General features: G+C 34.8%; 22 protein-coding genes. 18 read left to right on the top strand and 4 right to left on the bottom strand.

Features of this window, described 5'->3' with window-relative positions:
* Nucleotides 1-2: 2 nt before the first annotated feature.
* Nucleotides 3-1,220 carry an O-antigen ligase family protein gene (locus tag R3X26_RS07245; protein WP_317716549.1) on the bottom strand — a complete coding sequence of 406 codons (1,218 nt, stop codon included), beginning with the start codon at nucleotides 1,218-1,220 and terminating at the stop codon, nucleotides 3-5.
* Nucleotides 1,220-2,182 (bottom strand): lauroyl-Kdo(2)-lipid IV(A) myristoyltransferase, encoded by a 963-nt coding sequence (lpxM, locus tag R3X26_RS07250; RefSeq protein ID WP_317716550.1) that lies wholly within the window; start codon nucleotides 2,180-2,182, stop codon nucleotides 1,220-1,222. The genes R3X26_RS07245 and lpxM overlap by 1 nt, the downstream gene beginning before the upstream one ends.
* 370 nt (nucleotides 2,183-2,552) lie before the next feature.
* On the opposite strand from lpxM, the gene R3X26_RS07255 reads away from it, so the two are divergent.
* From R3X26_RS07255 to R3X26_RS07320, 14 genes are all read left to right on the top strand, one after another.
* Nucleotides 2,553-4,268 (top strand): SLC13 family permease, encoded by a 1,716-nt coding sequence (locus R3X26_RS07255; RefSeq protein WP_317716551.1) that lies wholly within the window; start codon nucleotides 2,553-2,555, stop codon nucleotides 4,266-4,268.
* A gap of 172 nt (nucleotides 4,269-4,440) precedes the next feature.
* Entirely contained in the window at nucleotides 4,441-5,838 is a 1,398-nt protein-coding gene (locus R3X26_RS07260) for a mannose-1-phosphate guanylyltransferase/mannose-6-phosphate isomerase (RefSeq protein ID WP_317716552.1), read from the top strand.
* 22 nt (nucleotides 5,839-5,860) lie between these two features.
* Nucleotides 5,861-6,658, top strand: a complete 798-nt coding sequence (locus R3X26_RS07265) for an ABC transporter permease (protein ID WP_317716553.1) — start codon at nucleotides 5,861-5,863, stop codon at nucleotides 6,656-6,658.
* Nucleotides 6,658-7,893 (top strand): ABC transporter ATP-binding protein, encoded by a 1,236-nt coding sequence (locus R3X26_RS07270; RefSeq protein WP_317716554.1) that lies wholly within the window; start codon nucleotides 6,658-6,660, stop codon nucleotides 7,891-7,893. Before R3X26_RS07265 ends, R3X26_RS07270 begins: the two co-directional genes overlap by 1 nt.
* Complete coding sequence (locus R3X26_RS07275; RefSeq protein ID WP_317716555.1) at nucleotides 7,883-8,779, top strand: class I SAM-dependent methyltransferase; 897 nt, start codon at nucleotides 7,883-7,885, stop codon at nucleotides 8,777-8,779. Before R3X26_RS07270 ends, R3X26_RS07275 begins: the two co-directional genes overlap by 11 nt.
* Nucleotides 8,779-10,164, top strand: a complete 1,386-nt coding sequence (locus R3X26_RS07280; RefSeq protein WP_317716556.1) for a glycosyltransferase — start codon at nucleotides 8,779-8,781, stop codon at nucleotides 10,162-10,164. The genes R3X26_RS07275 and R3X26_RS07280 overlap by 1 nt, the downstream gene beginning before the upstream one ends.
* A complete protein-coding gene (locus tag R3X26_RS07285) occupies nucleotides 10,164-11,363 on the top strand; it encodes a glycosyltransferase (protein WP_317716557.1) in 1,200 nt (399 codons plus the stop codon). Before R3X26_RS07280 ends, R3X26_RS07285 begins: the two co-directional genes overlap by 1 nt.
* A complete protein-coding gene (locus R3X26_RS07290) occupies nucleotides 11,350-13,398 on the top strand; it encodes a hypothetical protein (RefSeq protein WP_317716558.1) in 2,049 nt (682 codons plus the stop codon). The genes R3X26_RS07285 and R3X26_RS07290 overlap by 14 nt, the downstream gene beginning before the upstream one ends.
* Before the next feature lie 24 nt (nucleotides 13,399-13,422).
* Complete coding sequence (locus R3X26_RS07295) at nucleotides 13,423-14,349, top strand: glycosyltransferase family 2 protein (protein WP_317716559.1); 927 nt, start codon at nucleotides 13,423-13,425, stop codon at nucleotides 14,347-14,349.
* Nucleotides 14,346-14,885, top strand: a complete 540-nt coding sequence (locus R3X26_RS07300; protein ID WP_317716560.1) for an acyltransferase — start codon at nucleotides 14,346-14,348, stop codon at nucleotides 14,883-14,885. Before R3X26_RS07295 ends, R3X26_RS07300 begins: the two co-directional genes overlap by 4 nt.
* Complete coding sequence (locus R3X26_RS07305; protein ID WP_317716561.1) at nucleotides 14,882-15,784, top strand: hypothetical protein; 903 nt, start codon at nucleotides 14,882-14,884, stop codon at nucleotides 15,782-15,784. The genes R3X26_RS07300 and R3X26_RS07305 overlap by 4 nt, the downstream gene beginning before the upstream one ends.
* Before the next feature lie 167 nt (nucleotides 15,785-15,951).
* On the top strand, nucleotides 15,952-16,986 hold the full coding sequence (gene gmd, locus R3X26_RS07310; protein ID WP_317716562.1) for a GDP-mannose 4,6-dehydratase: 1,035 nt from the start codon (nucleotides 15,952-15,954) through the stop codon (nucleotides 16,984-16,986).
* A 90-nt stretch (nucleotides 16,987-17,076) separates the two neighbouring features.
* Nucleotides 17,077-17,961 (top strand): GDP-mannose 4,6-dehydratase, encoded by an 885-nt coding sequence (locus tag R3X26_RS07315; RefSeq protein ID WP_317716563.1) that lies wholly within the window; start codon nucleotides 17,077-17,079, stop codon nucleotides 17,959-17,961.
* The gene (locus R3X26_RS07320) at nucleotides 17,951-19,135 is read left to right on the top strand and encodes a glycosyltransferase family 1 protein (protein ID WP_317716564.1); all 1,185 of its coding nucleotides are present in this window, start codon (nucleotides 17,951-17,953) and stop codon (nucleotides 19,133-19,135) included. The genes R3X26_RS07315 and R3X26_RS07320 overlap by 11 nt, the downstream gene beginning before the upstream one ends.
* Here the strand turns inward: R3X26_RS07320 and R3X26_RS07325 are convergent.
* Together R3X26_RS07325 and R3X26_RS07330 are read right to left on the bottom strand one after the other, a co-directional pair.
* Entirely contained in the window at nucleotides 19,122-20,237 is a 1,116-nt protein-coding gene (locus tag R3X26_RS07325) for a glycosyltransferase (RefSeq protein ID WP_317716565.1), read from the bottom strand. The two genes, R3X26_RS07320 and R3X26_RS07325, sit on opposite strands and share 14 nt — an antisense overlap.
* Nucleotides 20,238-22,109, bottom strand: coding sequence for a nucleoside-diphosphate sugar epimerase/dehydratase (locus R3X26_RS07330; RefSeq protein ID WP_317716566.1), 1,872 nt, complete (start codon nucleotides 22,107-22,109; stop codon nucleotides 20,238-20,240).
* 162 nt (nucleotides 22,110-22,271) lie between these two features.
* Here R3X26_RS07330 and R3X26_RS07335 point away from each other — a divergent pair, with 162 nt between their 5' ends.
* The 4 genes from R3X26_RS07335 to R3X26_RS07350 all read left to right on the top strand — a co-directional run bounded on the left by R3X26_RS07335 (nucleotide 22,272) and on the right by R3X26_RS07350 (nucleotide 26,645).
* Nucleotides 22,272-23,225, top strand: coding sequence for an SDR family oxidoreductase (locus R3X26_RS07335; protein WP_317716567.1), 954 nt, complete (start codon nucleotides 22,272-22,274; stop codon nucleotides 23,223-23,225).
* Nucleotides 23,226-23,336: 111 nt separating this feature from the next.
* Nucleotides 23,337-23,888: a sugar transferase gene (locus tag R3X26_RS07340; RefSeq protein ID WP_317716568.1), complete on the top strand. Its 552-nt coding sequence runs from the start codon at nucleotides 23,337-23,339 to the stop codon at nucleotides 23,886-23,888.
* Nucleotides 23,889-23,908: 20 nt separating this feature from the next.
* Nucleotides 23,909-25,075 carry a nucleotide sugar dehydrogenase gene (locus tag R3X26_RS07345; protein WP_317716569.1) on the top strand — a complete coding sequence of 389 codons (1,167 nt, stop codon included), beginning with the start codon at nucleotides 23,909-23,911 and terminating at the stop codon, nucleotides 25,073-25,075.
* A 202-nt stretch (nucleotides 25,076-25,277) separates the two neighbouring features.
* Nucleotides 25,278-26,645, top strand: coding sequence for an MBL fold metallo-hydrolase (locus R3X26_RS07350; protein ID WP_317716570.1), 1,368 nt, complete (start codon nucleotides 25,278-25,280; stop codon nucleotides 26,643-26,645).
* Nucleotides 26,646-26,729: the final 84 nt, after the last annotated feature.

Raw genomic sequence — 26,729 nt, forward strand, 5'->3', positions numbered from 1 at the left:
TATTATTTTTCACCTTTTAGTGCTTTAGTTTGCTTGGTTTTAGATGGGTTTTGTAATAAAAAATAAACGCAAATAAGATAAAACCCTAGTGGATGTGAACGTTCTAGAGGCATATCTGTTAAGGTCATAGTTAAATAAATGCAACTTAGAATTAATATTGGAATTTGACTGCTTTTATTTCGTGACGCATACAAAGGGTAGACAATAAGAAGTAAGGTTAATATTATTCCTAGTAAACCATATTTGGCTAAATCATTGATCCATTGATTATGAAGATGAACTAAATTAGCTGCTTCTTGGCTAACTTCACCTATGTTTACTAGATGCTGCTTTATTTCTATTTGCCCGGTATTTCCTACACCTGTTAGCCAATTAGATTTAATAATATAGGCACCAATTTTCCATACTTGTAAACGCAAGCCTATAGAGGTATTTAATTGATTTGATTGGATTTGTTCTATTTCCCAAGCAGTGATCTTGATTCTTTCTTCTATGGGTTTTTTTAGAGCGACAACCATAGAAACGGCAAGAATAAACAAGGTTAATACTATTTTAATGTTTATTTTTTTTATGTTTACTATTTTGAAAATTAAAAAAATGAAACAAATGACAAATGCAATCCAAGTGGAGCGAGATAAAGATGAGATGAGAGGAAGCATGGTTAAAATAGCAAGACAAACAGACACAATCTTACTTTTTTTATCTGTATCCAATATTGAATAATAAATATTCATATTAACTAATATTGCACTTATAACCCCAATTCGAATAGGGTTTATAGTCCAATTCCTAGTGAATAAATGGCCATCTAAATACTGAATAAAAAGAAATATAATTACACTTATTGACAACGTCCAAGTTAAATATCGAAATGATAACTGTTTCAATAAGTCCAGAGGTAAAATAGATAAGTACAACATTGCCAACGTTAACATTCTAAAGCGATTAGATGATATGCCATAAGTAAAATAAGCGACAACGGCAAAGCATAAGTTGGCAATAATAATCCAAAGGAATTTATTATTTTTTATATTTTCTGTAATGCCTTGCAAACCAAAAGAATGAAAGCGAACTATCAATACTATAAGTACAAGTCCATTAAGTATTTTATCTCCATTGGCGAATATGTACATGCCACTAAAGCACCAAATTAATGGCAATAAAATAATAAACTTAATTAGAGTTTGGCTATCTAATGTCTGAAATCGGTCACTTAACATTATAGTTCTTTTATTCTGTATGGATTTTTACCATCATTTGGTCGTGTTTTTAGCAATCTTAATATCCACATATATTGCTCAGGCTTATCGCCCACATATTCTTCAATACATTGGTTCATCATTCTCGCATCTTGCTGTTCGTCACCAGTTGGAAATGGTAGTGCAGGATAGAAGTCTAACTGATATTGTCCAGTTGAGGAATTATACATAGCAAATAGAGGGACAATTTTTGCTCGGCTGAGTTTAGATAATCGCCCTAAGCCTGAAATGGTCGCTTTTTGTGTCGCAAAAAAATCAACGAATACACTATGTTCTGGGCCTAAATCTTCATCGGGTAAGTAATAACCTAAGTAACCATCACGAACTGATTTGATGAATGGTTTTATACCACCACTTCGGTCATAAATCCGCCCACCGTACTGCACGCGTTGTTTATGCATTAGCCAGTCTGAAACCGGGTTTTTCTGAGCTTTTGCCATGGCAGATACCGGTAGACCTTTGGATGCAAGCAAAACAGCAGGAATGTCTATTGCCCAAGTGTGTGGCACCAATAAAATAACGCTTTCACCTTTGTCGGTAATAGATGTCAGATGCTCCATACCATTTATAGTGGTATTGGCATCTAACCATTGTTTGTTGCGTAACGTTAACGAAGCAAAACTTAACAGAAACGAAATGGACGTAACGTAAGAAGCAACTAGAATACTTTCTCTTTGCTCAGTGTTTTTATCAGGGAAGCACATTTGTAGGTTTACACGTGCCCTTTTATTGGCTTTATTGTTGATTTTTACTGCCTGTTTAGCGAAAAGCTTTGCTATCCAATGACGGAAACCAGCAGGAGTAAAACTCAATATAGAAGCAAATATTACAGCAATCCAAGTCCCCCAATATTTAGGTAATAAAAAGGACTTATCAAACTGTGGATTGTAAGCGTTTACGTCAAAATCATTACGTTGATTCATAGAATAAAATTACTTATAAAAGTGAGTACGAGTTACTATAATAAACTACTATTACGGATAAAGATTGAACCGATATAGTTTAGTATTTATTGTCCAATAATCCCAAAACTTATTTAGCTATATTGAGATAATATCTTCATTTTCTCATAGGGTTGGTATCGTTTTTGGGTAGAAGATACCCTAGCACTGCTGTACAATCAACAGCCCGCTAGCGTAGATAACTCGTACGTACGGTAAAATAATTCAAATACTATTGCCATTTAGGAGGCTTACCTAAGGGCGGTAGCGTGCTCAAATTTTGTTAATATCTACGCTCGGATGGCAATAATGAAAACTTTGAAAGTCATTTCAATTTGATGTTGGCGTAAACATGCTTGTTACCAGTATTGTTATTATCTCACTTTTAGCTGCATTGGTTTTTTCCAATGTGCGGCCTTCTCTATTGTTTATTGGTACCGTAATTGTCCTTTATATTACTGACAATGTGTCTCAACAAGATGTGCTAGGTAATATTGTTAATACCTCTGTACTGACGTTGATCAGCTTGATGTTAGCTTCTTTAGTTTTAGAAAAAACTCAACTATTAACTTGGATTTCAAGCAAGGTTTTTCGTCCTAGTTATAGAAAAACTATCTTTAGATTAGGCATTGGAACGGCTATTTCTTCTGCGTTATTGAACAATACCGCAGTAGTGGCAACCATGATGAGTGGCATACAACGAAATCAAGAGCATGCGGCTTCTCGCCTTCTTATGCCGCTTTCCTATTTTGCTATTGTTGGCGGTACCATCACTCTAATAGGAACATCAACCAATTTAATTGTTAATGCTTTGATTATTGAGCAAGGACTGCCTTCTCTGAGCTTCTTCAGTTTTTTACCAGTGGGTTTATTATTGTTTATTCTGGTCGGTTGTGTGATTGCACTTTCTAGCTACCGTCTAAAAAGTTCAGATTCGACAAAAGACAATACCGATGCTTATTTTATTGATGCAGAAGTGTTACCCAACAGTAAACTGATCGGGAAAAGTGTAATTGAAAACCGTCTGAGAGCACTAGATGGTTTGTTTTTAGCCGAGATAGTAAGAGGCGATGAATTACTGTCACCGGTTGCTCCTAATATGGTAATCCAACAAGGTGATAAACTGATTTTCACTGGTGATGTTAGCCAAGTGAAACAATTAAATATGCTGGACGGAGTGGAAGTTTTTGCCGACAGCAGCAAATTGTTATCGGAAAACTTAATTGAAGTGATTGTAAGCCCAGAATCGATATTGATTGGCCGCACTCTTAAAAATACGGAATTTCGCTCAAGATTTGATGCCGCGGTTGTGGCGATTAAACGCCAAGGTCAAAAACTATCCGGTAAGTTAGGCGAACAATCTATTTTTGCAGGGGATAAGTTGGTTCTGGCTGTCGGTCAAGACTTTAGTAAACGACAAAACTTAAGTCGCAATTTTTTTATACTTACTGGTAAGCAGTTACATCAACCATTGAGTATTAAAGCTAATTTTTTTGCTATTGGCGGTTTTATTGCCGCCATATTAGTTTCGGTTGTTAGTTCGGTATCATTGCTTGAAATGATGGCGCTGTATCTTATTTTTATGGTAGCGAGCGACATATTAGACGGCACCACATTAAGGCGACGCTTCCCGTTCGAACTTTGGTTAATATTGGTTTGTGCGCTGTCTATTGCTCAAGCGTTTAGAGAGTCAGGTTTAGCCGACTTTCTATCCGATGGGGTATTCTCTTTTGTTGGATCTCAAAATCCGTACTTTGCATTAGTTATCTTATTTATCGTAACGGTGCTACTAACTGAGACAATTACCAATACTGCGGCAGCCGCAATAACGTTGCCGATAGGTTTATCTCTCGCAACGGCTTATAACGTCAGTACATTGCCATTTATTATGGCGGTGGCTTATGCAGCCAGTGCCAGCTTTATTAGTCCTTTTGGGTATCAAACCAATTTAATGGTTATGAACGCAGGGGGCTATAAAGTCATGGATTTTATCAAAACAGGCTGGAAAGTTTCGTTGGTTTATACTGCGGTTTCGTTATGTTTTATACCGCTGTTTTTTCCTTTTTGATGTAAGAAATTCGTAATAGTGTTAAATGCACTTATATTATAAAAATTTGCATTTAATGAGCTATTGTTTGAATTAATTTAGTAAATGTTTCAGATGATTCTTTTTTGAATTGGTTGAGATACTTTGAATGTATAGCAACTGTGTTAATTAACTATTAAAATAAGTATATAAAATGTTTATACCTGTCATTATGGCTGGAGGTTCAGGTTCTAGATTGTGGCCTCTATCTCGCTCTGCTTTTCCTAAACAATTCCTTGCTCTAGATAATAGTAATAAGCTTACTATGCTTCAATCTACTCTTGAGAGATTAGATGGTATGGATGTAAAGGGCTCAATTATCATTTCTAATGAGGATCATCGTTTTATAGTCGCGGAACAAGTTCGCCAATTTGGCCAACAATCAAAAATAATTTTAGAGCCAGCAGGAAGAAATACAGCACCAGCAATAGCATTAGCAGCACTTCAGGCTATAAAAAATGGAGATGATCCTATCTTGCTTATATTAGCTGCCGATCATGTCGTGTTGAATAAGCAAGCATTCCAAACCTCCGTCGAAAAGGCGCTTAGTTATGCTGCGAATAATCAATTGGTTACATTTGGAGTTGTACCTAGTGCACCAGAGACAGGTTATGGATATATACGTAGAGGTGAAGAAATTGATAACGGTGGTTTTCAAGTTGATTCATTTGTAGAAAAACCAGATAAAAAAACTGCTGAGAAATATTTAAAAAGCCCACATTACTATTGGAATAGTGGCTGTTTTATGTTCAAAGCAAGTGTTTATCTTGAGGAGCTGAAAAAACATTCCCCTGGTATTTATAACGTATGCAAAGAATCTTGTTCCAATGTAAAAATAGATTACGATTTTATCAGAGTAAATGAAAGTGCATTCTTGAATTGCCCTGATGATTCAGTTGATTATGCAGTAATGGAAAAAACAGATAAAGCAGTTGTCGTTCCAATGGATGCAGGGTGGAGTGATGTAGGATCCTGGTCGGCTTTATGGGAAGTTTCTGAAAAAGATATTAACGGTAATGTAATTCATGGCGATGCAATAATCGAAGACACAGAAAATTGTTATATCTATGCGCCCAATAAATTAGTTGCGTCAGTGGGGGTCAAAAATATTGTAGTTGTTGAAACGAAAGATGCTGTATTAGTTGCGGATAAATCTAAAGTTCAAGAAGTTAAAAAAGTGGTAGAGAATTTGAAGTCTAGCAATCGTGCTGAATATAGAGAACATAGAGAACAATATAAGCCATGGGGACATATAGATGCAATTGAAACTAATTGTAAATATAAAGTAAATAGAATCACCATCAAACCAGGAGAACAGCAAAGTGAACAGATGCACTATCACAGGGCAGAGCATTGGATCGTAGTTTCTGGAACAGGCAAAGTAACACGAGGTGGAGAAGTTTCTCTCATCACAGAGAACCAGTCAATTTATATTCCTATAGGTGTACCTCATAAAATAGAAAATCCAGGGAAAATACCTTTAGATTTAATTGAAGTTCAATCTGGAACATATCTTAATGAAGACGATATAGTCAGACTTAAGCAAGTATAATACTTCAGTGTTAAGGGATGTGATGATAAGTAATACCTTTAAAAATGCGTGGTCTTACAGAGCGTTTATACTTGGAAGTGTTAAAAGAGAATTCCAAGTGAAGTATCAAAACTCTATGTTGGGTGCTCTATGGAATGTGATTAATCCACTTGCAATGATATTCGTTTATACAGTTATTTTTAGTCAACTAATGCGCGCTAAACTTCCTGGAGTAGATAGTACTTTCGGTTATAGCATATATTTGTGTACTGGAATTTTGGCTTGGGGGCTTTTTTCAGAGGTTTTTTCTAGAAATGTCAATATATTTTTAGAAAACTCGAATTTACTGAAAAAAATAAACTTCCCTAGTTTGTGTTTACCAATCATATCAATTTTAAGCGCACTGTTGAATTTTAGTATAATATTTTCTCTGTTTATAATATTCCTTGTTCTTTCTGGAACTTTTCCAGGGATGGTCATATTTCTATCTGTACCTATTTTATGTATTTTAATACTTTTTGCAGTAGGGCTAGGAATTACATTAGGTGTTCTTAATGTTTTTTTTCGAGATATCGGACAGTTAGTTGGAGTAGGCATACAGCTCTGGTTTTGGGGGACTCCTATAATTTATCCATTAAATATTCTCCCTGAAAAAATACAGATTATTGTTATGTTAAATCCGTTAACGACAATTTTTAATGCCTTACAAATGATTATTGTAAGAGGACAAGTTCCTAATTTTTATTCTTTACTTCCGGTATTTATTCTTAGTGTAATATTATGTGTGTTTGGCATTAAATTGTATCGAAAACATTCAAATGAAATGGTGGATGAACTTTAATGGGCAAGGTTGTAGTTTCAAATGTAGGGAAAGCTTTTAAGACTTATCCCACTAAATGGTCTCGACTAATTGAATGGATTAATCCATTTAGCGGCACAAAACATAAATTAAACTGGGTTTTACAAGATATCAGCTTTGAATTAGAGCAAGGAGAAGCTGTAGGAATTATTGGAATTAATGGTGCGGGAAAAAGTACTTTATTAAAAATGATTACTGGAACTTCAGCACCTACAATTGGTTCTATTTCTCTCGATGGGAGAGTTGCAGCTCTATTGGAACTAGGTATGGGTTTTCATCCTGATTTTACAGGTAGAGAAAATGCTTATATGGCAGGTCAATTATTAGGTTTATCAAAAGAAGAGTTAGATAAATTAATGCCCGAAATCATTGACTTTTCCGAGATTGGTGAATATATCGATCAACCTACTAGAGTGTATTCTAGCGGTATGCAAATGCGTTTAGCATTTAGTGTGGCAACAGCTATCCGACCCGATATTTTAATTGTCGATGAGGCATTGTCCGTTGGTGATACTCATTTTCAACATAAAAGTTTCGGTCGTATTCGAAAGTTCAGGGAACTTGGTACTACGCTGCTGATTGTTTCACATGATAAACAAGCAATACAAAGTATCTGTGATAAAGCAATTTTATTAAACTCAGGTAAAGTTGAGTTAATTGATAAGCCTGAAGTTGTTATGGATTATTATAATGCTATGATCGCAAATAAACAGGGAAATGAAGAAAATAAAATACAACAAGATGACTATATTGAGCTAGGCGGAAAAACAATTTCAGGAACTGGAGAAGTTACGTTCAAAAAAGTTTTTTTATTAGATGAAAATAGAAATAAAATAGATTCAGTAACTGTGAATCAAAATGTGATTTTATCAATTGAAATAGAGAAAAAAGCGGATTGTCCAGATTTTAGTGTAGGATATCTAGTAAAAGATAGGTTAGGGTTACATATATTCGGTATTAATTCGAAAGCGCTAAAAGAAGACATTAGTTTATTGAGTATATCAAATAGCTGCGTAGTTGAATTTAGTTTTAAAGCATCGCTGGGTGTAGGTACATATTCTATTGCAGTAGCTTTACATTCAGGTGAAGATCATATGTCTCGCAATTATGAGTGGAGAGATAGAGAATGTATATTCAATGTAATAAATAAAGATACAGTGGATTTTATTGGTTGCAATTATATGTTGCCTAAGGTTGAAGTTAAGTATGAAGTATGATTTTTATCGAGAATTTGAAGAGAAAAATTATGCCCCAAGAGAGCATATTTATGAATTAAGAAAGCAATACTTGCCTTTCACTAATATTCTACGAGATATTTACGCAGAGTCAAAAGTATTTGACTTAGGCTGTGGTAGAGGCGAATGGTTAGAGTTGATGGTTGAAAGTGACTTTAAAGCATTTGGTGTAGACTTAAACGAAGGTATGTTGGCTGACTGTATTGAAAGAGAACTATCGGTAAAAGAAGGTGATGGAGTAGAATTCCTTACAAATCTTCCTAGCATGAGCCATAGTGTTATTAGTGCGTTTCATGTAGTTGAGCATTTACCATTTGACGATTTACTCAAGTTTATATCTGAAGCTGAGAGAGTACTTCTACCCGGCGGTTTACTAATTTTAGAAACACCAAATCCTGAAAATATAATCGTTGGAACCAATAACTTTTATTTTGATCCAACACATATTAAACCTATACCATCGGCGCTACTCAGTTTTCTTTGTGAGCATAATGGTTTTATTCGAAATAAAATCATGGGGTTAAATCATTTGAAAAACTTTGATGAGTCAACACCTATCGAATTATATGATGTGTTGTCTGGTGTGAGTCCCGATTACGCCATTGTTGCACAAAAGAAAGCCAGTTCGGAAATCTTGAGCCAATTCGACAGTCAATTTTCATTGAAGTATGGTGTGACCTTACAAGATATATCGAAGCTGTACTCTAAAAGATGTAAAAAAATATCATATGAACTAGATACTCTAAAGCAACAATTAGATTATTTGAATCAAAAAGTTGATGAAATCTATAATAGCAGATCATGGAAAGTTACAAAACCACTAAGAGGGCTCTCTATGTTGCTTAGAAAGGTTCGAGGAAATAGGTAATGGCACTAGTTATTGATATTACAACACTAAAAAAATGGAATCGATACCCGGTTGGAATAACTAGAACTTTATTGGAGTTTGTCAATTTTAGTAATGAAAATCTGGATGTTAAATTTGTTTTTTTTTCAGATGATAAAAGTGAAATTGTAGAATGTGAGCAATATGAAGTAGATAGTATTTTAGAACGTTTAAATAATGGTTTGTGGGAAAAAGAAAATAGATTTAAGCTAGTAAAAAAAGAAATCATTAGGAAATATAGTTTAGTTCGATTAATCCTTACTTTTATTAAAGAATTGAAAGGTGGGAATTTTCGTGTCGTAGCAAGAGCAGTGTATCATCGCTCGCCTGGTTTTATAAAATATATCGCTAGAAACCTTTACTTATTGAAAAAAAGTAATATCTCAATTCTTGAATCTAATGTGGAATTAAATGAAAAAATCAATTTTCATGAAGAAGAAATATCAAGAGATAGGAGCATACCAATTTCGGAAGGTGATATTTTTGTTTCTATCGGATTAGATTGGGATTTCTCAAATTATAGGTTGTTATATGAATATAAGAATGAAATTAGGTTTGAAGTGGTGACTTGCTTTTATGATGCTATTCCAGTTACACACCCTGAATTGGTCCATTCTGATTACTTTGGCAAGGTTTTCTATACTCATATATATAATTTAGTACATCTCAGTGACAAAATTTTCTGTATATCAAAATACTCTGAGAAAATACTAATTGATATGATAAATAAACAGGACATGGGCGTGATGCCTGATGTTAAAACAATACACTTGGGAGGTGACATAGATAATAATAAAACCACATCGCTTTCCTTGAGTCAAGATAACTACGTTTTGTTTGTTAGTACAATAGAAGCAAGAAAAAATCACAAATTACTCTTAGATGTGTGGGAAGAATTGATAGAAAAACGCGGTGAAACGACTCCGAAATTGATTCTTGTTGGTATGCATGGTTGGGGTGTAGATGATTTTTTTAAAAAGTATAATTCCGAAAAAAAATTTAGTGAATTTATCGAAATTAGAAATTCAGTAAGTGATAGTGAATTATCTAAACTATATTCTCAATGTAAGTTTTGTGTATTTCCTTCAATAGTAGAAGGTTGGGGCTTGAGTGCTTCAGAAGCATTAAGTTATGGGAAGGTGTGTTTGATTTCGGAAGCACCGTCACTAAAAGAGGCAACCCAATCCTTAATGCCTGTGCTGCAAAATGATCCTATTGTTTGGACAGAAAAAATAGGTCAATTATTAGATGATGAAGACTATTTAAAAAATTTAGAACTAGATATTAAAAATAAGTTTGAAAAACGCTCTTGGGAACGTTTTTCTAAAGACTTTGTGTCTTTTATCTTAAATAAGGCTCAAGATTAATGAAAATATTACAGTTATCAACTTATCCCATAAAAGAACCGAGACACGGCGGGCAAATCAGGGTTTACCAAATCCGAAAGCAACTAGAAAAACTAGGTCATGACGTTATATCTGTTTCATTTTCAGAGGTTTCCCATGTGCATTTTGATGATGAATATGATTTTATTATGGACTCACATCAACTTTCGCAAGAAATTAGTACTCCATATGCTACCGATTTAGCGACTGCTTTAATATGCGAAAAAAGTAAAAAATGCCAAAGCTTTTTAGTTCACCATTTAAAAGAGCATTTACCAGATTATATTTTTATTGAACAGCCCTGGCTTTGGCCTGCCGTAAAAAGAATAAAACAAAAGCACCCGAATTTGATTAAAAAAATAATTTATTCGTCACAAAATGTAGAGTTTGAAACGAAAAAATCATTGTTTTCTAATAATATGATCCAAGATAATGATAATGTTGTTGATACAATTAAGTCTATTGAAATGGACTTTATAAATAATGCGGATGATGTTATTTGTTGTACAAACAATGATGCAGATATATATTTTACTCTAATGAATAAAAATGCACATGTTTGTCCTAATGGTGTCGCTCCTATATTGAATAATGATAGAGTTACAGCGATCAGGAAAAGTCTTCGGAAAAAACTTGGGAAAAGAAAAAAATACGCTTTATTTGTTGGTAGTGCATATCCACCCAATGCACAAGGGTTTTGGGATAACTTGAGCGGTTCTTTATCGTGGTTAGGCATGGATGAATTTATTTTTTCTGTTGGCGGATGCTCAAATATTTTAGATGATTTTATGCCTAAAGAGGCAGATATTGCTAGCTATCTAAATTTCGATAAAGTTAAGAGGTTGGGGTATGTATCTAATGAAGAACTATCTGCATTAATATATGAATGTACATTAATAATCTTGCCGATTAGTGATGGTGGAGGATCCAATTTAAAAACAGCAGAGGCTATTATTTCGAATAAACCAGTTGTCGCTACAGAAATGTCTTGCCGAGGATTCGATAACTTTGATAAATATACAAATGTTTTCGTATGTGGAAATGACACTCAATTTCGAGAAAAAATTAAGTACTGTTTCGAAAATACTCTTTGTACGGAACTAAATGAAGAAGAAAAAAATAGTAGAGCAAGAGTGTACTGGACGAATACACTGAAAGGAATAAAAAATGTGGTGGTCTGATACTCGTTTGGTTAGTAATAAAAAAAATTATATAATTATTTTCATTAGTTCTTTGATAGTGTCTATTTTTTGTAGTTATATCGTGTCTTCTCTCACTGTTGTTCCCGATGAATCTGCATACTGGGCTGGAGCATCAGCATTAACTGGAAATAAAACAGATGCATTTGGTAGTTGGACGCTAGGCTATTCATTTTTTATCTGGCCTGCCTTTTATTTTTTTGACAGTTATGACTCAATATTAATTGGTGTTAAACTGATTAATAGTATTATTTATGCATTTAATGTTGTTCTTATATTTAAATTATACGACGTTTTATTCGATAATGGATATATAAAATCGTATCAAAAATTCATTCCTATTCTTTTTTCAATATATCCATTTTATATTATTATTTCTGGATACGTGATGTCAGAGAATGTTTTTTCTTTGGTTTTTTTGTTTTTAAATATAGTGCTTGTAAAATTTCACATTAAAAATAGTCGGTATTTATTACTGCTATTATCACTCCTGACAGCTTTATTATATATCGTAAACCCGAAAGCTATAGTTATATTCATTGCTATTACTTTAACTTTATTCTCTTCGAAACAAAAACCGTATGATGTTATTTTTTTTGGCATTATTTATTTTTTTTCTCTCTATATATATCGTGAGTTTGAAGCAATACTGCATTCTACGGCAAGTCTTGGTGATATAAAACTACATTATCCTCACATAGGTGAATTATTTTCCGTCTTACTCGATTACCAATCGGTTAAAGATTTATTTCTCAGGTTTTCTGGGCAGAGCCTCTATCTAACTCTTTCAACTGGTGGGTTATTTGTTATTGGTATGATGATGTGCTTTTTAAATCTTTACAGAGGCCGAAGGTTTAATTATTACTATTTATTTCTATTTCTTTCTGTGTTTGGTACACAGATACTGACTGCTATGATGTTTTCGTTGGAATCTGAGGCGGCTACTAGGCTAGATCATTTTATGTATGGTCGATATATTGAACCATTGATAGCACCCATAATGATCTTAGGCTTTGATGCGTTTTTTTCAAAAAAACGAATAACGAACCGATACATTTCTTCTTCTCTTGTAGTTGTCATTATAATGAGTATATATTTTTATTTTGTATTTGATAGCTCATGGGGTTTTTCTTATGTCAACTCTTCTTCGTTCTGGTTTTATTATTTTTTTGATAAGACCTTTGACGCGAGTTTTTTGATTTTTCCAGCAGCTTTATATACTATTCTTTTATTGATAAATAATAAAAAAATAGTCATATCAATTATTTTTGCATCATTTGTTGTTTCTTTATCAATTTATATGAATTGGCATGCTAAACGAAGTAAACAATTTTCTGGTTTTGATAACTCTGCAAACCTAATTCGTAATAAAGCCGTTAATAATACTTGTGTATTATACAATACTTCTGGAATAAAAAACATTTGGGATTACATGCCGTTTTATCACTTGTCATGGAGGTTAATAAATTATTCTTTTGTGAAAGGAAGTATTAATAATGCTGAAAGTAATTGCTCTCATTTTTATTTTAGTAATATAATGATAAACGAAGTTGACATACGAAGATCTCATGTTATTAGAGATTGGTATTTGTACGAAAAAGATGATTTAGGATTAGACAAGTGGACAAGTCCGATATTATTTGAATATCAAAATGAATGGTTGCATGAGATTTTAAAAGTAGGTTGGTATCCAATGGAGTCTAATTATTTTTGGTCAAAACCTAAAGCATTTGTTAATATTTCTCGATTTAATAACGTGTCCCATAATAGTAACGTTACCTTTGACGTTCGACCTTTTGGTTTAGATAATAAATACAAATCAATAGACTTTACATGTGGAAGTTATACTTCATCTAAAGTTCTTAAAGCAAATGTAGATGCTCAGGTTACTATACCTATAAAATCATGTGATGTGATTTCTATTGATGTGACTAATGCTGAATCTCCCAAGGAGCTTGGAGTTAATAGTGATACCCGCCAATTAGGTATAATGCTTAAAGGTATAACATTTAATTAATATTTATATAGAGAATGAATTTCAGTGAAATTAATAATACAGATACCATGTTATAACGAAGCTGGTACTCTAGCTTTAGCTTTAAAAGAACTACCGCGAAAAGTTGATGGTTTCGATACTGTCGAGTGGCTGATTATCAATGATGGGAGTGAAGATGATACAGTTAATGTTGCTAATGATTGTGGTGTAGATCATATTGTTTCCTTTAAGACAAATCAAGGTTTGGCTAAAGGTTTTCTTGCAGGAATTAGTGAATGTATAAAATTGGGTGCTGATGTAATAGTCAATACGGATGCTGATAATCAATACGAGGCTAAAGATATACCTAAATTAGTGAAGCCTATTTTAGATGGCAAAGCTGAGTATGTGATAGGAGAGAGACCTATTAGCACTACTGATCATTTTTCGCCAATTAAAAAATTACTTCAAAAATTCGGTTCATATGTTGTTAGGAAAGCAAGCAAAACTAATATACCCGATGCTCCTAGTGGTTTCAGAGCTATTAGTCGAGAATGCGCTATCCAACTGAATGTATATAATGGCTATACATATACACTAGAAACAATTATCCAAGCTGGAAGAAAGAATATCCCTATAACTTCGGTGCCTATTAGAACTAACGAAGATTTAAGACCATCTAGACTTTTTTCTAGTATCCCTGAGTATGTAAAGAGATCAATATTTACAATAATTCGAATTTCGGTAGTATATAAACCATTCAAGGTGTTTTCATCTATCGCTGCAATATTAGTCTTTTTCGGGTTATGTTTAGGTTTCCGTTTTCTATATTACTACATTATAGGAGATGGAGATGGGCATGTTCAGTCTGTTATTTTATCTGGATTACTAGTTGGATTAGGTTTTCAGACATTCTTAGTCGCATTTTTAGCTGATATCATAGCTGTTAATAGAACGTTATTGGAACAAATAAAGGCCGAGTTAAAAAAATGACCTCATATTTAAAAGAAGCTTTTTATCGAGGGTCTCAAAGCATCCTTGGCCTTTCTATTTTTGATTTAATTCCATTGTATTGGTTGAGGGTTTTTTTTTATAAAAGATTATTCTCAATAGATGGTAATGTTAGTATCTCAAGTGGTTTTGCTTTGTTAAAACCGCATTTTGGAAAACTTAAAAACCATAGATGTGAATTAAACATCGGAACCGGATTCTCAGTTAATCGTAATGTTGAGATTGATTATAGTGGCGGGGTGGATATAGGGAAAAATGTTTGGATTAGCCAATCTGTGATTATAGAGACGCACGAACATAAGATTGAGGCTGGTAAAATTAAAGACGATTGGAATATAGAGCATAGTCACCTATATATTGGTGATAATGCATGGATTGGTGCTAATGCTATTATTTTGTCAAAGTGTAATTTAATTGGTGAAAACTCAATTATTGGAGCTGGTAGTGTTGTAGTGAAAAATGTTCCTGCTAACTGCATCGTCGCAGGAAATCCAGCTAAAGTTATTAGGAAATTATGAAGTTATTCAGTCAAAATTCAAGAATAAAAATAATTATAAAGGTTTTGTTTTTTGTTTGCTCAATGATTTTTTTTATAAAGGTTTTTGCTAGGAATTTAGATGCTGTATTTACCCAAAGTTCTAATATTGTAGAGAATTTAGATGTCCTTTTTATAATGTCTTTTTTTTATTTTGTTTTACAAGTATCTCTAGCTTACTCATGGAGGTTCTTTTTAGAAAAAAAAGAGTCAAAAAAATTCAATATTACTTTATTAGCAGTGTATTTAAAAACAGCAGTTTATAAATATGTGCCTGGGAATGTATTTCATTTAATCGCTCGACAAGTTATTTCAGTTAAATATGGTGCTAGTCATAGATCATTGTTATTCAGCAGTGTGATTGAATTTTTATTTTTAGGAGCTTCAGCTAGTTTGGTTTCGGTTTTGAGTTTGTTGTTTTTTGTCGAGACGGAAAATGAGTTATTGAAAATTATTAAAAGTTATATTCCTATTTTTTTTGTCGGGATTATAGTGTTAATTTTTTATTTAAACTTAAAAAAACGCTCATTATTTAAGGAGTTGTGTTCTTTTTCGAAAGTGTTCTTTTTGTATATGTTGTTTTTTATTTCTATTGGCTATATTACTTTTTTTATTTCAAATCAAGTTCTTTTTGCACCGATTTCATTGAGTTTGGCTATACTGTTATATTCTACTGCTTGGATTGTTGGTTTTGTTGTACCAGGCGCTCCTGGAGGTATCGGAATTAGAGAAAGTGTCTTTATTCTTTTTTCTAATGGGCTATTGCCTGAATCCGACGCGTTCGTTCTAGTCGCACTTTTACGTTTGATTAATATAATTGGTGAAACTTTTGGTTTTGTTGTATCAGTTATCTATCTTCATTGTTTAAAAATCAAAACATAGTTTGGTACCTTATAGAGGTCCGCTAGAGTAACCGCAAGTTTTAGTCACTTTTCTGATATTTTCATTTTAGTTTAATGTTATTTGTTTAGATTATTAAAACTTGGATATTCTCACCTTTCTGATAAAATGTGTTTTATAGTTTGCTAATGAATTTTAATGAGTCCCTAATGAAAACAGCAGTTATTACAGGTATTACAGGCCAAGATGCAGCTTATTTAGCTGAATTGTTGCTAGAAAAAGGCTACAAAGTATACGGTACGTATCGTCGAACTAGTTCGGTAAACTTTTGGCGTATTGAAGAGCTTGGAATTAAAAATAATCCAAATTTAGAATTGGTAGAATACGATTTAACCGATTTATCGTCGAGTATTCGTCTACTTCAAGAAAGTAAAGCAACAGAGGTGTATAACCTGGCTGCACAAAGTTTTGTTGGGGTTTCCTTTGATCAGCCTTTAACAACTGGCGAAATAACAGGTATTGGCCCAGTAAATCTTCTAGAAGCTATTCGCATAGTGAATTCAAAAATCAAGTTTTATCAAGCATCGACATCTGAGATGTTTGGCAAGGTGCAAGAAATTCCACAAAAAGAAAGCACACCATTTTATCCACGTAGCCCTTATGGTGTTGCGAAATTGTATGCCCACTGGATGGTGATTAACTATCGCGAATCTTATGATATGTTTGCGACTAGTGGTATTTTATTTAACCATGAGTCTCCATTACGTGGTCAAGAGTTTGTCACTCGAAAAATTACGGATTCCGTAGCAAAAATCAAACTTGGTAAACTCGACGTACTTGAGTTAGGTAATATGGATGCTAAACGCGATTGGGGTTTCGCAAAAGATTATGTTGAAGGTATGTGGCGTATGTTACAAGCTGAAAAGCCAGATACCTATGTACTTGCTACAAACCGTACAGAAACCGTACGAGATTTTGTAACAATGGCATTTAAAGCAGCCGATATTGATTTGGAATGGAGTGGCTCTGAAGAAAATGAAACGGCAGTAAATAAAGCAACAGGGAATGTAGTTGTTAAGGTTAACCCTAAGTTTTATCGTCCAGCAGAAGTGGAGTTGCTCATCGGTAATCCAGAGAAAGCAATGAAAGAGTTAGGTTGGAAGCCTAAAACAACTCTAGAAGAGCTTTGTGCTATGATGGTTGAAGCAGATCTACGTCGTAATGAACAAGGCTTTTCTTTTTAAATAAAGCTTTATTTAGGTTGATTTATTTACATTTAATAGTGGCTGCAGAATATTCTGTGAGCCACTATTTTTTTATCTGAGGTTATGTATATGAAGAAAGTTTTATTAACCGGTTCTGATGGATTTACTGGAAAGTATGTTGCACAAGAGCTTATGAGTAACGGATATGACGTTGTAGGTTTAGTTCATTCGGGTGCTAATAATGATCAAGTAGATTGTGATTTGACCGATAAGCAAGCTGTTTTACATTGTCTGAGTAAGGTTAAGCCTGATTATATTATTCACTTAGCGGCTATCTCATTTGTTGGACATAGTGATCAAACTGCATTTTATAATGTAAATGTATTTGGTGCGCTTAATCTGCTTGAGTCGGCTAAAGAATTACAACTCCCTGTAAAAAAAATAATTTTAGCGAGTAGTGCTAATATCTACGGAAACCCTGAAAATATAGAAAAAATAGATGAATCTGTTCTGCCTTCTCCAGTTAATCATTATGCAATGAGTAAATTGTCGATGGAATATATGGCTAAGTTGTGGTTTGATACTTATCCTATTTTGATTACTAGACCTTTTAATTACACTGGTCCTGGCCAAGCTAAAAATTTTCTGATACCCAAAATTGTGTCACATTTTAAAAAAGGTGCAACGACTATCGAGTTAGGAAATATAGATGTGGCTCGTGATTTTAGCGATGTTAGAGATATATCAAAAGCTTATGTATCTTTGCTAGAATCTGATGCTAACTCAGAGCTAGTAAACCTTTGTTCGGGTAAAGTGATTACTTTAAATGAAATTATATCTAAAGTTGAAAAAATAGCGGGCTATAAAATCAACGTGGAAATTAATCCAGATTTCGTTCGACAGAATGAAATAAAAGTTCTTGGTGGAAATAATGAAAAACTGAAATCTCTTACTGGATTCTCCTCTACAATAAATATAGACAAAACTTTATCAGATATGTTTTATGCAAAATAAATTATTAATTAATGTATCACCTATACGCCGACCACTCACTGGAATTGGGTACTACACTTTAAATATCTTAATAGAGCTTTTATCAAAGAACATTGAAATTGTAGGGGTAAAGAATGGTTCTATGTTAGACAAAGTCCAACTCGGAGAGTTAGTTGAGGCGTTCTCTAATCCTGAGCCTGTCATTCAAAAACCATCGAAAATAAAGAGATCATGTGTTGAATTATTAAGAAATATTCCAGGGGTATATAGTCTTAAAAATAAATTACTCTCGATTCGTTCTAAAAGAACTTTAAAGTTTTTGGCTGAACAAGGTTATATTTATTTTGAGCCTAGTTTTATTCCTTTTGACTATAATGGTAAAACCATTACAACTATTCATGATTTATCATTTATATCTCACCCTGAGTTTCATCCTGTTACACGAGTAGATTTCTTGAAAGATAAAATAAAAGAGTCGATAAATAAATCCGATCATATTATTGTTGATTCTCATTTTATACTGATGGAGCTTAACTCTCTTTACCCCGCGACAAAATCTAATTCTTCTTGTGTTTATTTAGGCGTAGCTAAGACTTTTAAACATTACCCTGTACAGGACTGTGTCTCATTTTTATCTTCTCATAACATTGGTTATAATAAATTTATTTTAAGTGTAGCAACTTTAGAACCAAGAAAAAATTTACAGCAATTGGTCAGAGCCTATAAATTATTACCTGAGGAAACTCGCCGAAGTATCCCTCTGGTTCTTGTTGGAGATCAGGGTTGGAAAAATTCAGAGTTATTTGATGAAGCGAAAAATTTAATTGATAAACAACAAATAATATTTACCGGTTATGTGTCGGATTCAGAACTTAGATTGCTTTATGCCTCTGCGAAGTTATTTGTTTATCCATCATTGTATGAAGGATTTGGGCTTCCTGTTATTGAAGCTATGGCTTCTGGTGTCGCCGTTATTACTTCAAATATAGGAGCAACGGCTGAAGTTGCTAATAATAGTGCGATGTTGGTAGACCCTAATAATATATCTGAAATTAGACATGCAATGGCGGAGGTCATCAGCAATCAACAATTGCGAGAAAAATTGGTTGCTGATGGTTTGGCTAGAGCTGAACAGTTTTCTTGGGAAAATACAGCTAGAGAAATATTAGAGAGAGCTAGCGCTATTCAACAATAGATCTATTTAACAGCGAATTATAACTATCGATATAATTTTTGGCATAGCGCTTCGAAGTGAAGTTATCTTCGAAGCGTTTTCTTGAGTTTTGTCCAAGTTCGTTACATAAAGCTATGTTGTCATTTATTTTTATCATAGCATTGGAAAATGCCATGGCATTTTCAGGCTCTACAGTATAGCCAGTTTGGTTATTGATGTTTACATACGATGAACCTGTGCCGATATCACAGCTAACGATAGGTTTGCTATACATCTGTGCTTCTACCAGAGATATTCCAAAGGCTTCCGAACGAAGATGAGATGGGAATACAAATGCTTTCGATAAGGTGTGAAGAGATGCTTTATCTTCTTCACTTATAAATCCAACCATTTTTATATTAGTCAAGTTATGCTTGTCTATATAATCTTGTAGTGCTTTACGTTCTGGCCCATCACCTGCAATAACAACTGGTAGTTTATTTATGTTGGCAGCTTCTAACAAATAATGTAACCCTTTATAATATCGCAATACCCCTATGAATAAGAAAAAGCCTTCTCCGACTTTGTGTTGCCATTTTTCTAAATTGTCATTCGATACTGCAGGGTAACTGCTCTCATCTATCGCTAGTGGTATTATCTCGACCTTATCTTTAAATTTTATTAGATTATGACTGGTTTCTGCATATTGCGGTGAACTAGCCATAATTCGGTCAACTTTAGATAGAAAGCGTTGCTCAAGCGGCCAGTATAATTTTTTTAGAATTTTTTGTTTTACAATATCCGATTGATAGCTTACCAAAGATGGTTTTTTGGGAGCGAATAAACTAAGAAGATCACCTGTAGGCCAAGGATATTGGTAATGGATAATGTCGTGAGTACGACTTAATTTGATGAAAGTAGATATGAGTCTAAGGGAAAAACCGTTAGATGATATTTCAAGGTCTTTTTTAACAACAATTATTCGATAATTTTCATATAGATAATCTTTGTTAGAATCTCCTAACGTTAGAATAGTATTCTCTACTCCTAACTCGGCAGTACCTTTACAAATATAACGTATGGCTTGTTCAAGGCCTCCCTTAGTTTCTGGGTAACATGTTCTATATAGATGTAATACTTTCATTTAGTCTTCTTCTTTTGGTGCATAACCCGTTGGTACTTCAAGCAAAATTCTTTTAATGCAATTGACATCAAATTCATGACAGCATACATCTAATTGAGCCAATATTGGCTCCATCTCTTCCCAACTCAGTTTTTCTTCATCTGCGGTTAATATTTTAGAATGGTCAGTGCCTGCTACATTATCGCCGATAAGCAATTCTTCATATAGCTTTTCCCCTGGGCGGAGACCAACAAATTTGATCTCCATTTCATCTTCTTCAGGTTGGCCGTTAATATTTTCCTTATAACCCATTAGGTGGATCATCCGTTTCGCTAAATCCAATATTTTGACAGGCTCACCCATATCTAATACAAAAACTTGGCCGTTATTGCCTATTGCACCCGCTTGTATCACTAGTTGGGCCGCTTCTGGAATAAGCATGAAATAGCGAATAATATCTGGATGAGTAACGGTAACTGGCCCACCTTGTTTAATTTGTTGTTTAAATAGTGGCACTACTGAACCTGATGAACCTAGAACGTTACCAAACCGAACCATGGTGAAGGTAGTAGCGGTAGATTTGCTGGCTAAAGCTTGCAGCACCAGTTCTGCCATACGCTTACTTGCGCCCATCACGTTGGTGGAACGAACCGCTTTATCTGTGGAGATTAAAGTGAAATTCGTTACCTTGGCTTCAATGGCAGCTTGGGCGGCGGCTAATGTACCAAAAACATTATTGCGAATACCTTCTACTATATTATTTTCCACTAAAGGAACATGCTTATAAGCAGCAGCATGATAAACCGTTTCTATTTGATAAGACTCCATCAGTTTTTGTACTCGATTTTGGCGTTGGACCGTTCCGAGTGCCGCCACAATGATGGTATCAAGTTTTAGCGTGTTTTTTACAGTTTGCAGTTCTTGGTCAATCTTATATAGGTTGTATTCATTAAGTTCAAGCAGCACCAATGTTTTAGGGTTTTGCTTAAGAATTTGTCGACACAACTCTGAGCCAATAGAGCCGCCTCCACCCGTAACCATTACGTTTTTACTAGTAATATTTTTGCTCAATAAATCGCTGTTTGGTTCCACTGGAGCTCGACCTAAAAGGTCTGCTACATCAAGATCTCTAACTTCAGTCGATTTAGCTTTGCCTGTGGCAATATCTTCTACTGATGGCACAGATTGTATTTCAATGGGTAAAGCAGAGAGTTTCTCTACTAATTTTAGGCGTTTGTTTTTTTCAATGTTGTTGATTGCAAGCAACAGTTTGACAGGTTGATAAAGCGCTTGAAGGCTTTCAAAATCTGAGCTGTGATGAACTCTAATGCCGAACATTATTTGTCCAGCTTTGCTTTTATCATCATCCAATAGAACAACAGGGTGATATTCATCACCTTGAATTAAAGCGTAGGTTAAGTCTCTTCCTGTTGCCCCAGCGCCATAAACAAATACATTCGGTTTTTGTCTTTTGTAATAATGATAATAAATGCTGCGAATAAATACTCTCGGGCCACCTAGAGTAATTATTGCGATACCAGCATAAATAAAAGGCACACTGCGAGGAATGAAAGATTTAAAGAAAAAGCCACTTATTGCCAAAGTTAAGGCTGAAATTATTACTGCTAAAAAAATGTTTCCAAGAGCGGGAAAGGTCATATAACGCAATACTGCTCTGTACATACCAAGTTTAATAAAGCATAAAAGTGTGACAGTTACGGTTACGATGAGGCTAAAAAACTCATCGGCTTGAAATGGGAAAGTAAATATACCCAGCCTAAGTGCTACCGATAAATACACCGAAAACATAATTGCAAGAATGTCATATGACATACTAATAAATCGTTTACGTTTTCGATTAGCATTGAGTAAATTTTGAATTGGATTGAACATCAACAAAGCCTAACTGTGATAATTATTTTTATATAGCGACCGTATTGTAATCTGCTTGAGAGTTTTAAGCCAGAGAAGTCCTAATAAAGCAATGGTTAAAGACGACAGGTGTTAAGGGTAAGTGTTATTATTTGTGCAAAATAATAACGCGTGAGTAGAAATGTGAAACTATTAGTTACGGGGAGCAGTGGTTTTGTCGGTAGCCGGCTTGTTCAACTTGCTTTTGAACGAGAATGGGATTGTATTGAGGTTAAACGTCGAGTTTCTTTTGATAAAGAAATCACCAACAAGGCATATTTCGAGGTTGCAGAGTTAACTGAACATACAGATTGGTCGGGGGCTTTTGTAGAGATAGATTGCATTGTTCATTGTGCCGCTCGTGTTCATCAAATGAATGAATTGGAAGCGGATACAAAATTGGCTTATCATCAGGTCAATACCCTTGCTACTCTGCATCTGGCTAGACAAGCTGCTCAGGCAGGCGTTAAGCGTTTTGTTTTTATAAGCTCGATTAAAGTGAATGGTGAATCGACACAAGTTGGACAACCCTTTAAACCGACTGTACATGTCGCGCCAACAGATCCTTATGGTCTGAGTAAATATAATGCTGAAATAGGTTTACAGGAAATCGCTCACGAAACAGGTTTAGAAGTAGTCATTATTCGTCCGCCATTAGTTTACGGGCCCGGAGTGAAAGCTAATTTTAATTCTATGATGAAGCTGGTTTATAAAGGGTGGCCATTACCTTTAGGTGCGATTAACAATCAAAGAAGTTTGATTTTTTTAGATAATCTTGTTGATGTGATTTTGACAGCATGTGAACACAATAATGCGCCCGGCTGTACGTTTCTTGTTTCAGACGATAATGATGTGTCGGTTACTGAATTATTAAGAGCGATAGCTAGTTCGATGGAGAAAAAAAATGTTTTGTTGCCGATTCCTACTAAATGGATCATGTTTGCAACAAAAATGATCGGTAAAGCGGCTATTGGTCAACGACTATGTGACAGTTTACAGGTTGATGTTAGTCAAACTAAACATAAATTAGATTGGACGCCACCGGTAGATTTTACGCAAGGTATACAGAAAACAGTGGATGATTTCTTATTGAAATAAAAATATTGTGTCGAGTAACATTCTTAATACAATAAATAAGGTAGAATCTCACGCTTATTTACTCGAGTAAAATTATTCATCTTTATATATAAATCAAACAGTGACTTATTAATGTTTTTACGATCGTTGGACTTAGTGTTTTCATTCTTTGGCCTGTTATTTTTATGGCCAGTGTTAATTGTTGTAACCTTGTTAGGCTATTTTGATACCGGTTCACCGATTTTTTTTCAGCAGAGAGTTGGTCGACATAAAAAACCATTTATCTTAATAAAGTTTAGAACCATGGGTGTAGAAACCGCATCCGTTGCTACTCATTTGGCTAGTGGTACCTCGATAACTAAATTGGGTGCTGTGTTACGAAAAACCAAATTGGATGAACTCCCCCAGTTGATTAATGTATTAAAAGGCGATATGAGTTTAGTCGGGCCAAGGCCTTGCTTATTTAATCAAACGGAACTGATTCGTGAAAGGGATAATAGAGGTGTATTTGACGTGCGCCCTGGAATTACTGGCTTAGCACAAGTCAACGATATTGATATGTCTACTCCCGAAAAACTCGCTACTTGGGATGCAAAAATGATCGATTCATTGACCTTGTCGAGTTACTTTATTTATATTATTCAAACGGTAATCGGCAAAGGCTCTGGCGACAGAGTAAAATAGCCTGAACTAGAAGGTTTAAAATGAAAATAGCAATAGCAGGTACGGGCTATGTTGGCCTATCGAACGCAATGTTACTGGCGCAAAATCATCAGGTTGTAGCGGTTGATATTGTTGCTGAAAAAGTAGCAATGTTAAACAAAAAACAATCGCCGATTGTGGATGCGGAGATTGAAGATTTTTTACTAAATAAACAACTTAATTTCACGGCTACGCTAGATGCAGAGCTTGCGTACCAAGGTGCAGATTACGTTATTATTGCCACACCGACCGATTATGATCCGCAAACTAACTACTTTAATACTTCGTCAGTTGAAGCGGTCATTAAGCAGGTATCGTCTATCAATCCAAATGCAGTTATGGTGATTAAATCGACTGTTCCTGTTGGATATACCGAACAAACTAAGCAAGAATTTGGCTGTGAAAATCTGATTTTTTCACCGGAATTTTTACGTGAAGGGCGTGCTTTGTTCGATAACTTGCATCCGTCGCGTATTATTGTTGGAGAACAAAGCGAGCGGGCCAAAGTATTTGCTGACTTGCTACTTGAAGGTGCAGAGAAACAAGATGTGCCGGTGTTATTTACTGACTCTACTGAAGCTGAAGCGGTTAAATTATTCTCTAATACTTACCTTGCGTTACGTGTCGCTTATTTCAATGAACTGGATTCTTATGCGGAAGCTCAAGGGTTAGATTCTCGTCAAATTATTCAAGGTGTGGGCTTAGATCCACGTATTGGTAATCATTACAATAACCCCTCTTTCGGTTATGGTGGTTATTGCTTGCCGAAAGATACCAAACAGCTTTTAGCTAATTATCAAAATGTACCTAATAACATTATTGGTGCGATTGTCGATGCGAATAGAACACGAAAAGATTTTGTTGCCGATTCTATTATTAGCCGCCAACCTAAAGTGGTTGGGATTTATCGTTTGATAATGAAAGCAGGTTCGGATAATTTCCGTGCTTCTTCTATTCAAGGGATAATGAAGCGTTTGAAAGCAAAAGGCATTGAAGTTGTAGTTTATGAGCCAGTGCTAAAAGAGGAACATTTTTTCCATTCGAAAGTCATTGCGGATTTAGAAGCGTTTAAACAAATGTCTGATGTAATTGTTTCAAACCGCATGATGGATGAAATTTCCGATGTAGCCGATAAAGTTTATACACGAGATCTGTTCGGCTCAGATTAATCGCTTGTCATCTTATCTCGTTGTTATCTGATCTCTCTCCATTTTAAAGTGGAGAGAGTTGGTATATCAAAGACTTCTCTCACAACCTTTCATCATGCTTGTTTTTTACTCTTGTTATATCGGTATCTTGAACCTGTTGTTTTAAGCCAAATGTTTTAAGCACCAAATGATGTCAAGAATCAAATAACAGCAGGAGCAGGCAATGAAAGTTATCCATCATGGTGGCAAAAATACGGTTACCGGTTCGTGCCATGAATTTTTCTATAGTCGACATCACAGTCTTCTTATTGACTGTGGTCAGTCCCAAGGTAAAGATAGCCAACCACTAGCGGTTGACTTTCCCATTCATCGTATCTCCGCTGTGATTGTAACTCACGCTCATATTGATCATGTTGGCCGTATTCCTTGGCTTATTGCGGCAGGGTATTCTGGACCGATCTATTGCACCCCTGCTACAGCTGAATTGCTACCACTAATGCTTGATGACGGCTTAAAGCTGCAACTTGGAATGAGCAAAAATAACCGAGAATCTATTTTAGCCTTGATCCGAAAACGAACGGTCAGTATTGCTTATGGACGCTGGCATAGAATCTCTGCTCCAAGTCGTCGTTTAAAAGAACTAAACAGTAATGAAAAACCATATTGTTATATACGATTCAGTCCTGCGGGACATATTTTGGGTTCTGCGTATGTAGAAATAAAGCAATCGAATACAAACGTAACGGTGTTTTCTGGTGATTTAGGGGTGAGTAATACTGCATTATTACCCGATCCTATTCAGCCGCAAAAGGCGGATTACTTGTTTATTGAATCAACCTACGCAGACCGTGTACATGAAGCTGTCGATACTCGGGCTGAGCGTCTTAAAGAGATTATTAATTGTTCATTGCAAAATGGCGGCACTATTTTAATTCCTGCATTTAGTGTCGGTCGTACTCAAGAATTATTATTTGATATTGAGCAACTTATTTTTCAATCGGGTATAGATGCCACCGTTCCTATTATTTTAGATTCCCCGATGGCCCAAAAAGTGACGCAATTTTATCGTCGTTTTAAAAAATTATGGGGAGAAGAAGCGAAAGCAAAAGTACGACAACATAGGCATCCTTTGGCTTTTGAGCAGTGTATTACGATCGAGGATTTTCGTTCCCATCAACGCTTGGTTAATCGCTTAGCCAAGTCAGGTGAAATGGCTATTGTTGTCGCTGCTTCTGGTATGTGCCAAGGTGGTAGAATTGTTGGCTATTTAAAAGCGTTGTTAAGTGATCCTCGTACTGATGTTATTTTTGCGGGTTACCAAGCTAGCGATACATTAGGACGAGAATTGCAGTCACTACCTGCAGGTGCGTCAGGAAACAAAATATGGATTGAAAATGAACAGGTTGAAGTTAACGCTCAAATTCATACCTTATCTGGTTATTCGGCTCATGCTGATAAGCATGATTTACATTCGTTTATCGATGGTATTGCTATCAAACCAAAACAAATTCATTTAATTCATGGCGAAAAACAAGCGCAGCGACAATTTGCCATGGAATTGAGAGAAAAGGGCTTTAACGTGATTGAATAGCTCATCTTCTCTGCTTTAAGAATTTATGTTTTCTGCTTATACTTGCTAGAGTATGTGCTTGTTAGCGTTAAGTTTAAAACTAAT

The sequence above is a fragment of the Vibrio sp. TH_r3 genome, assembly GCF_033101115.1.
Lineage (GTDB): Bacteria > Pseudomonadota > Gammaproteobacteria > Enterobacterales > Vibrionaceae > Vibrio.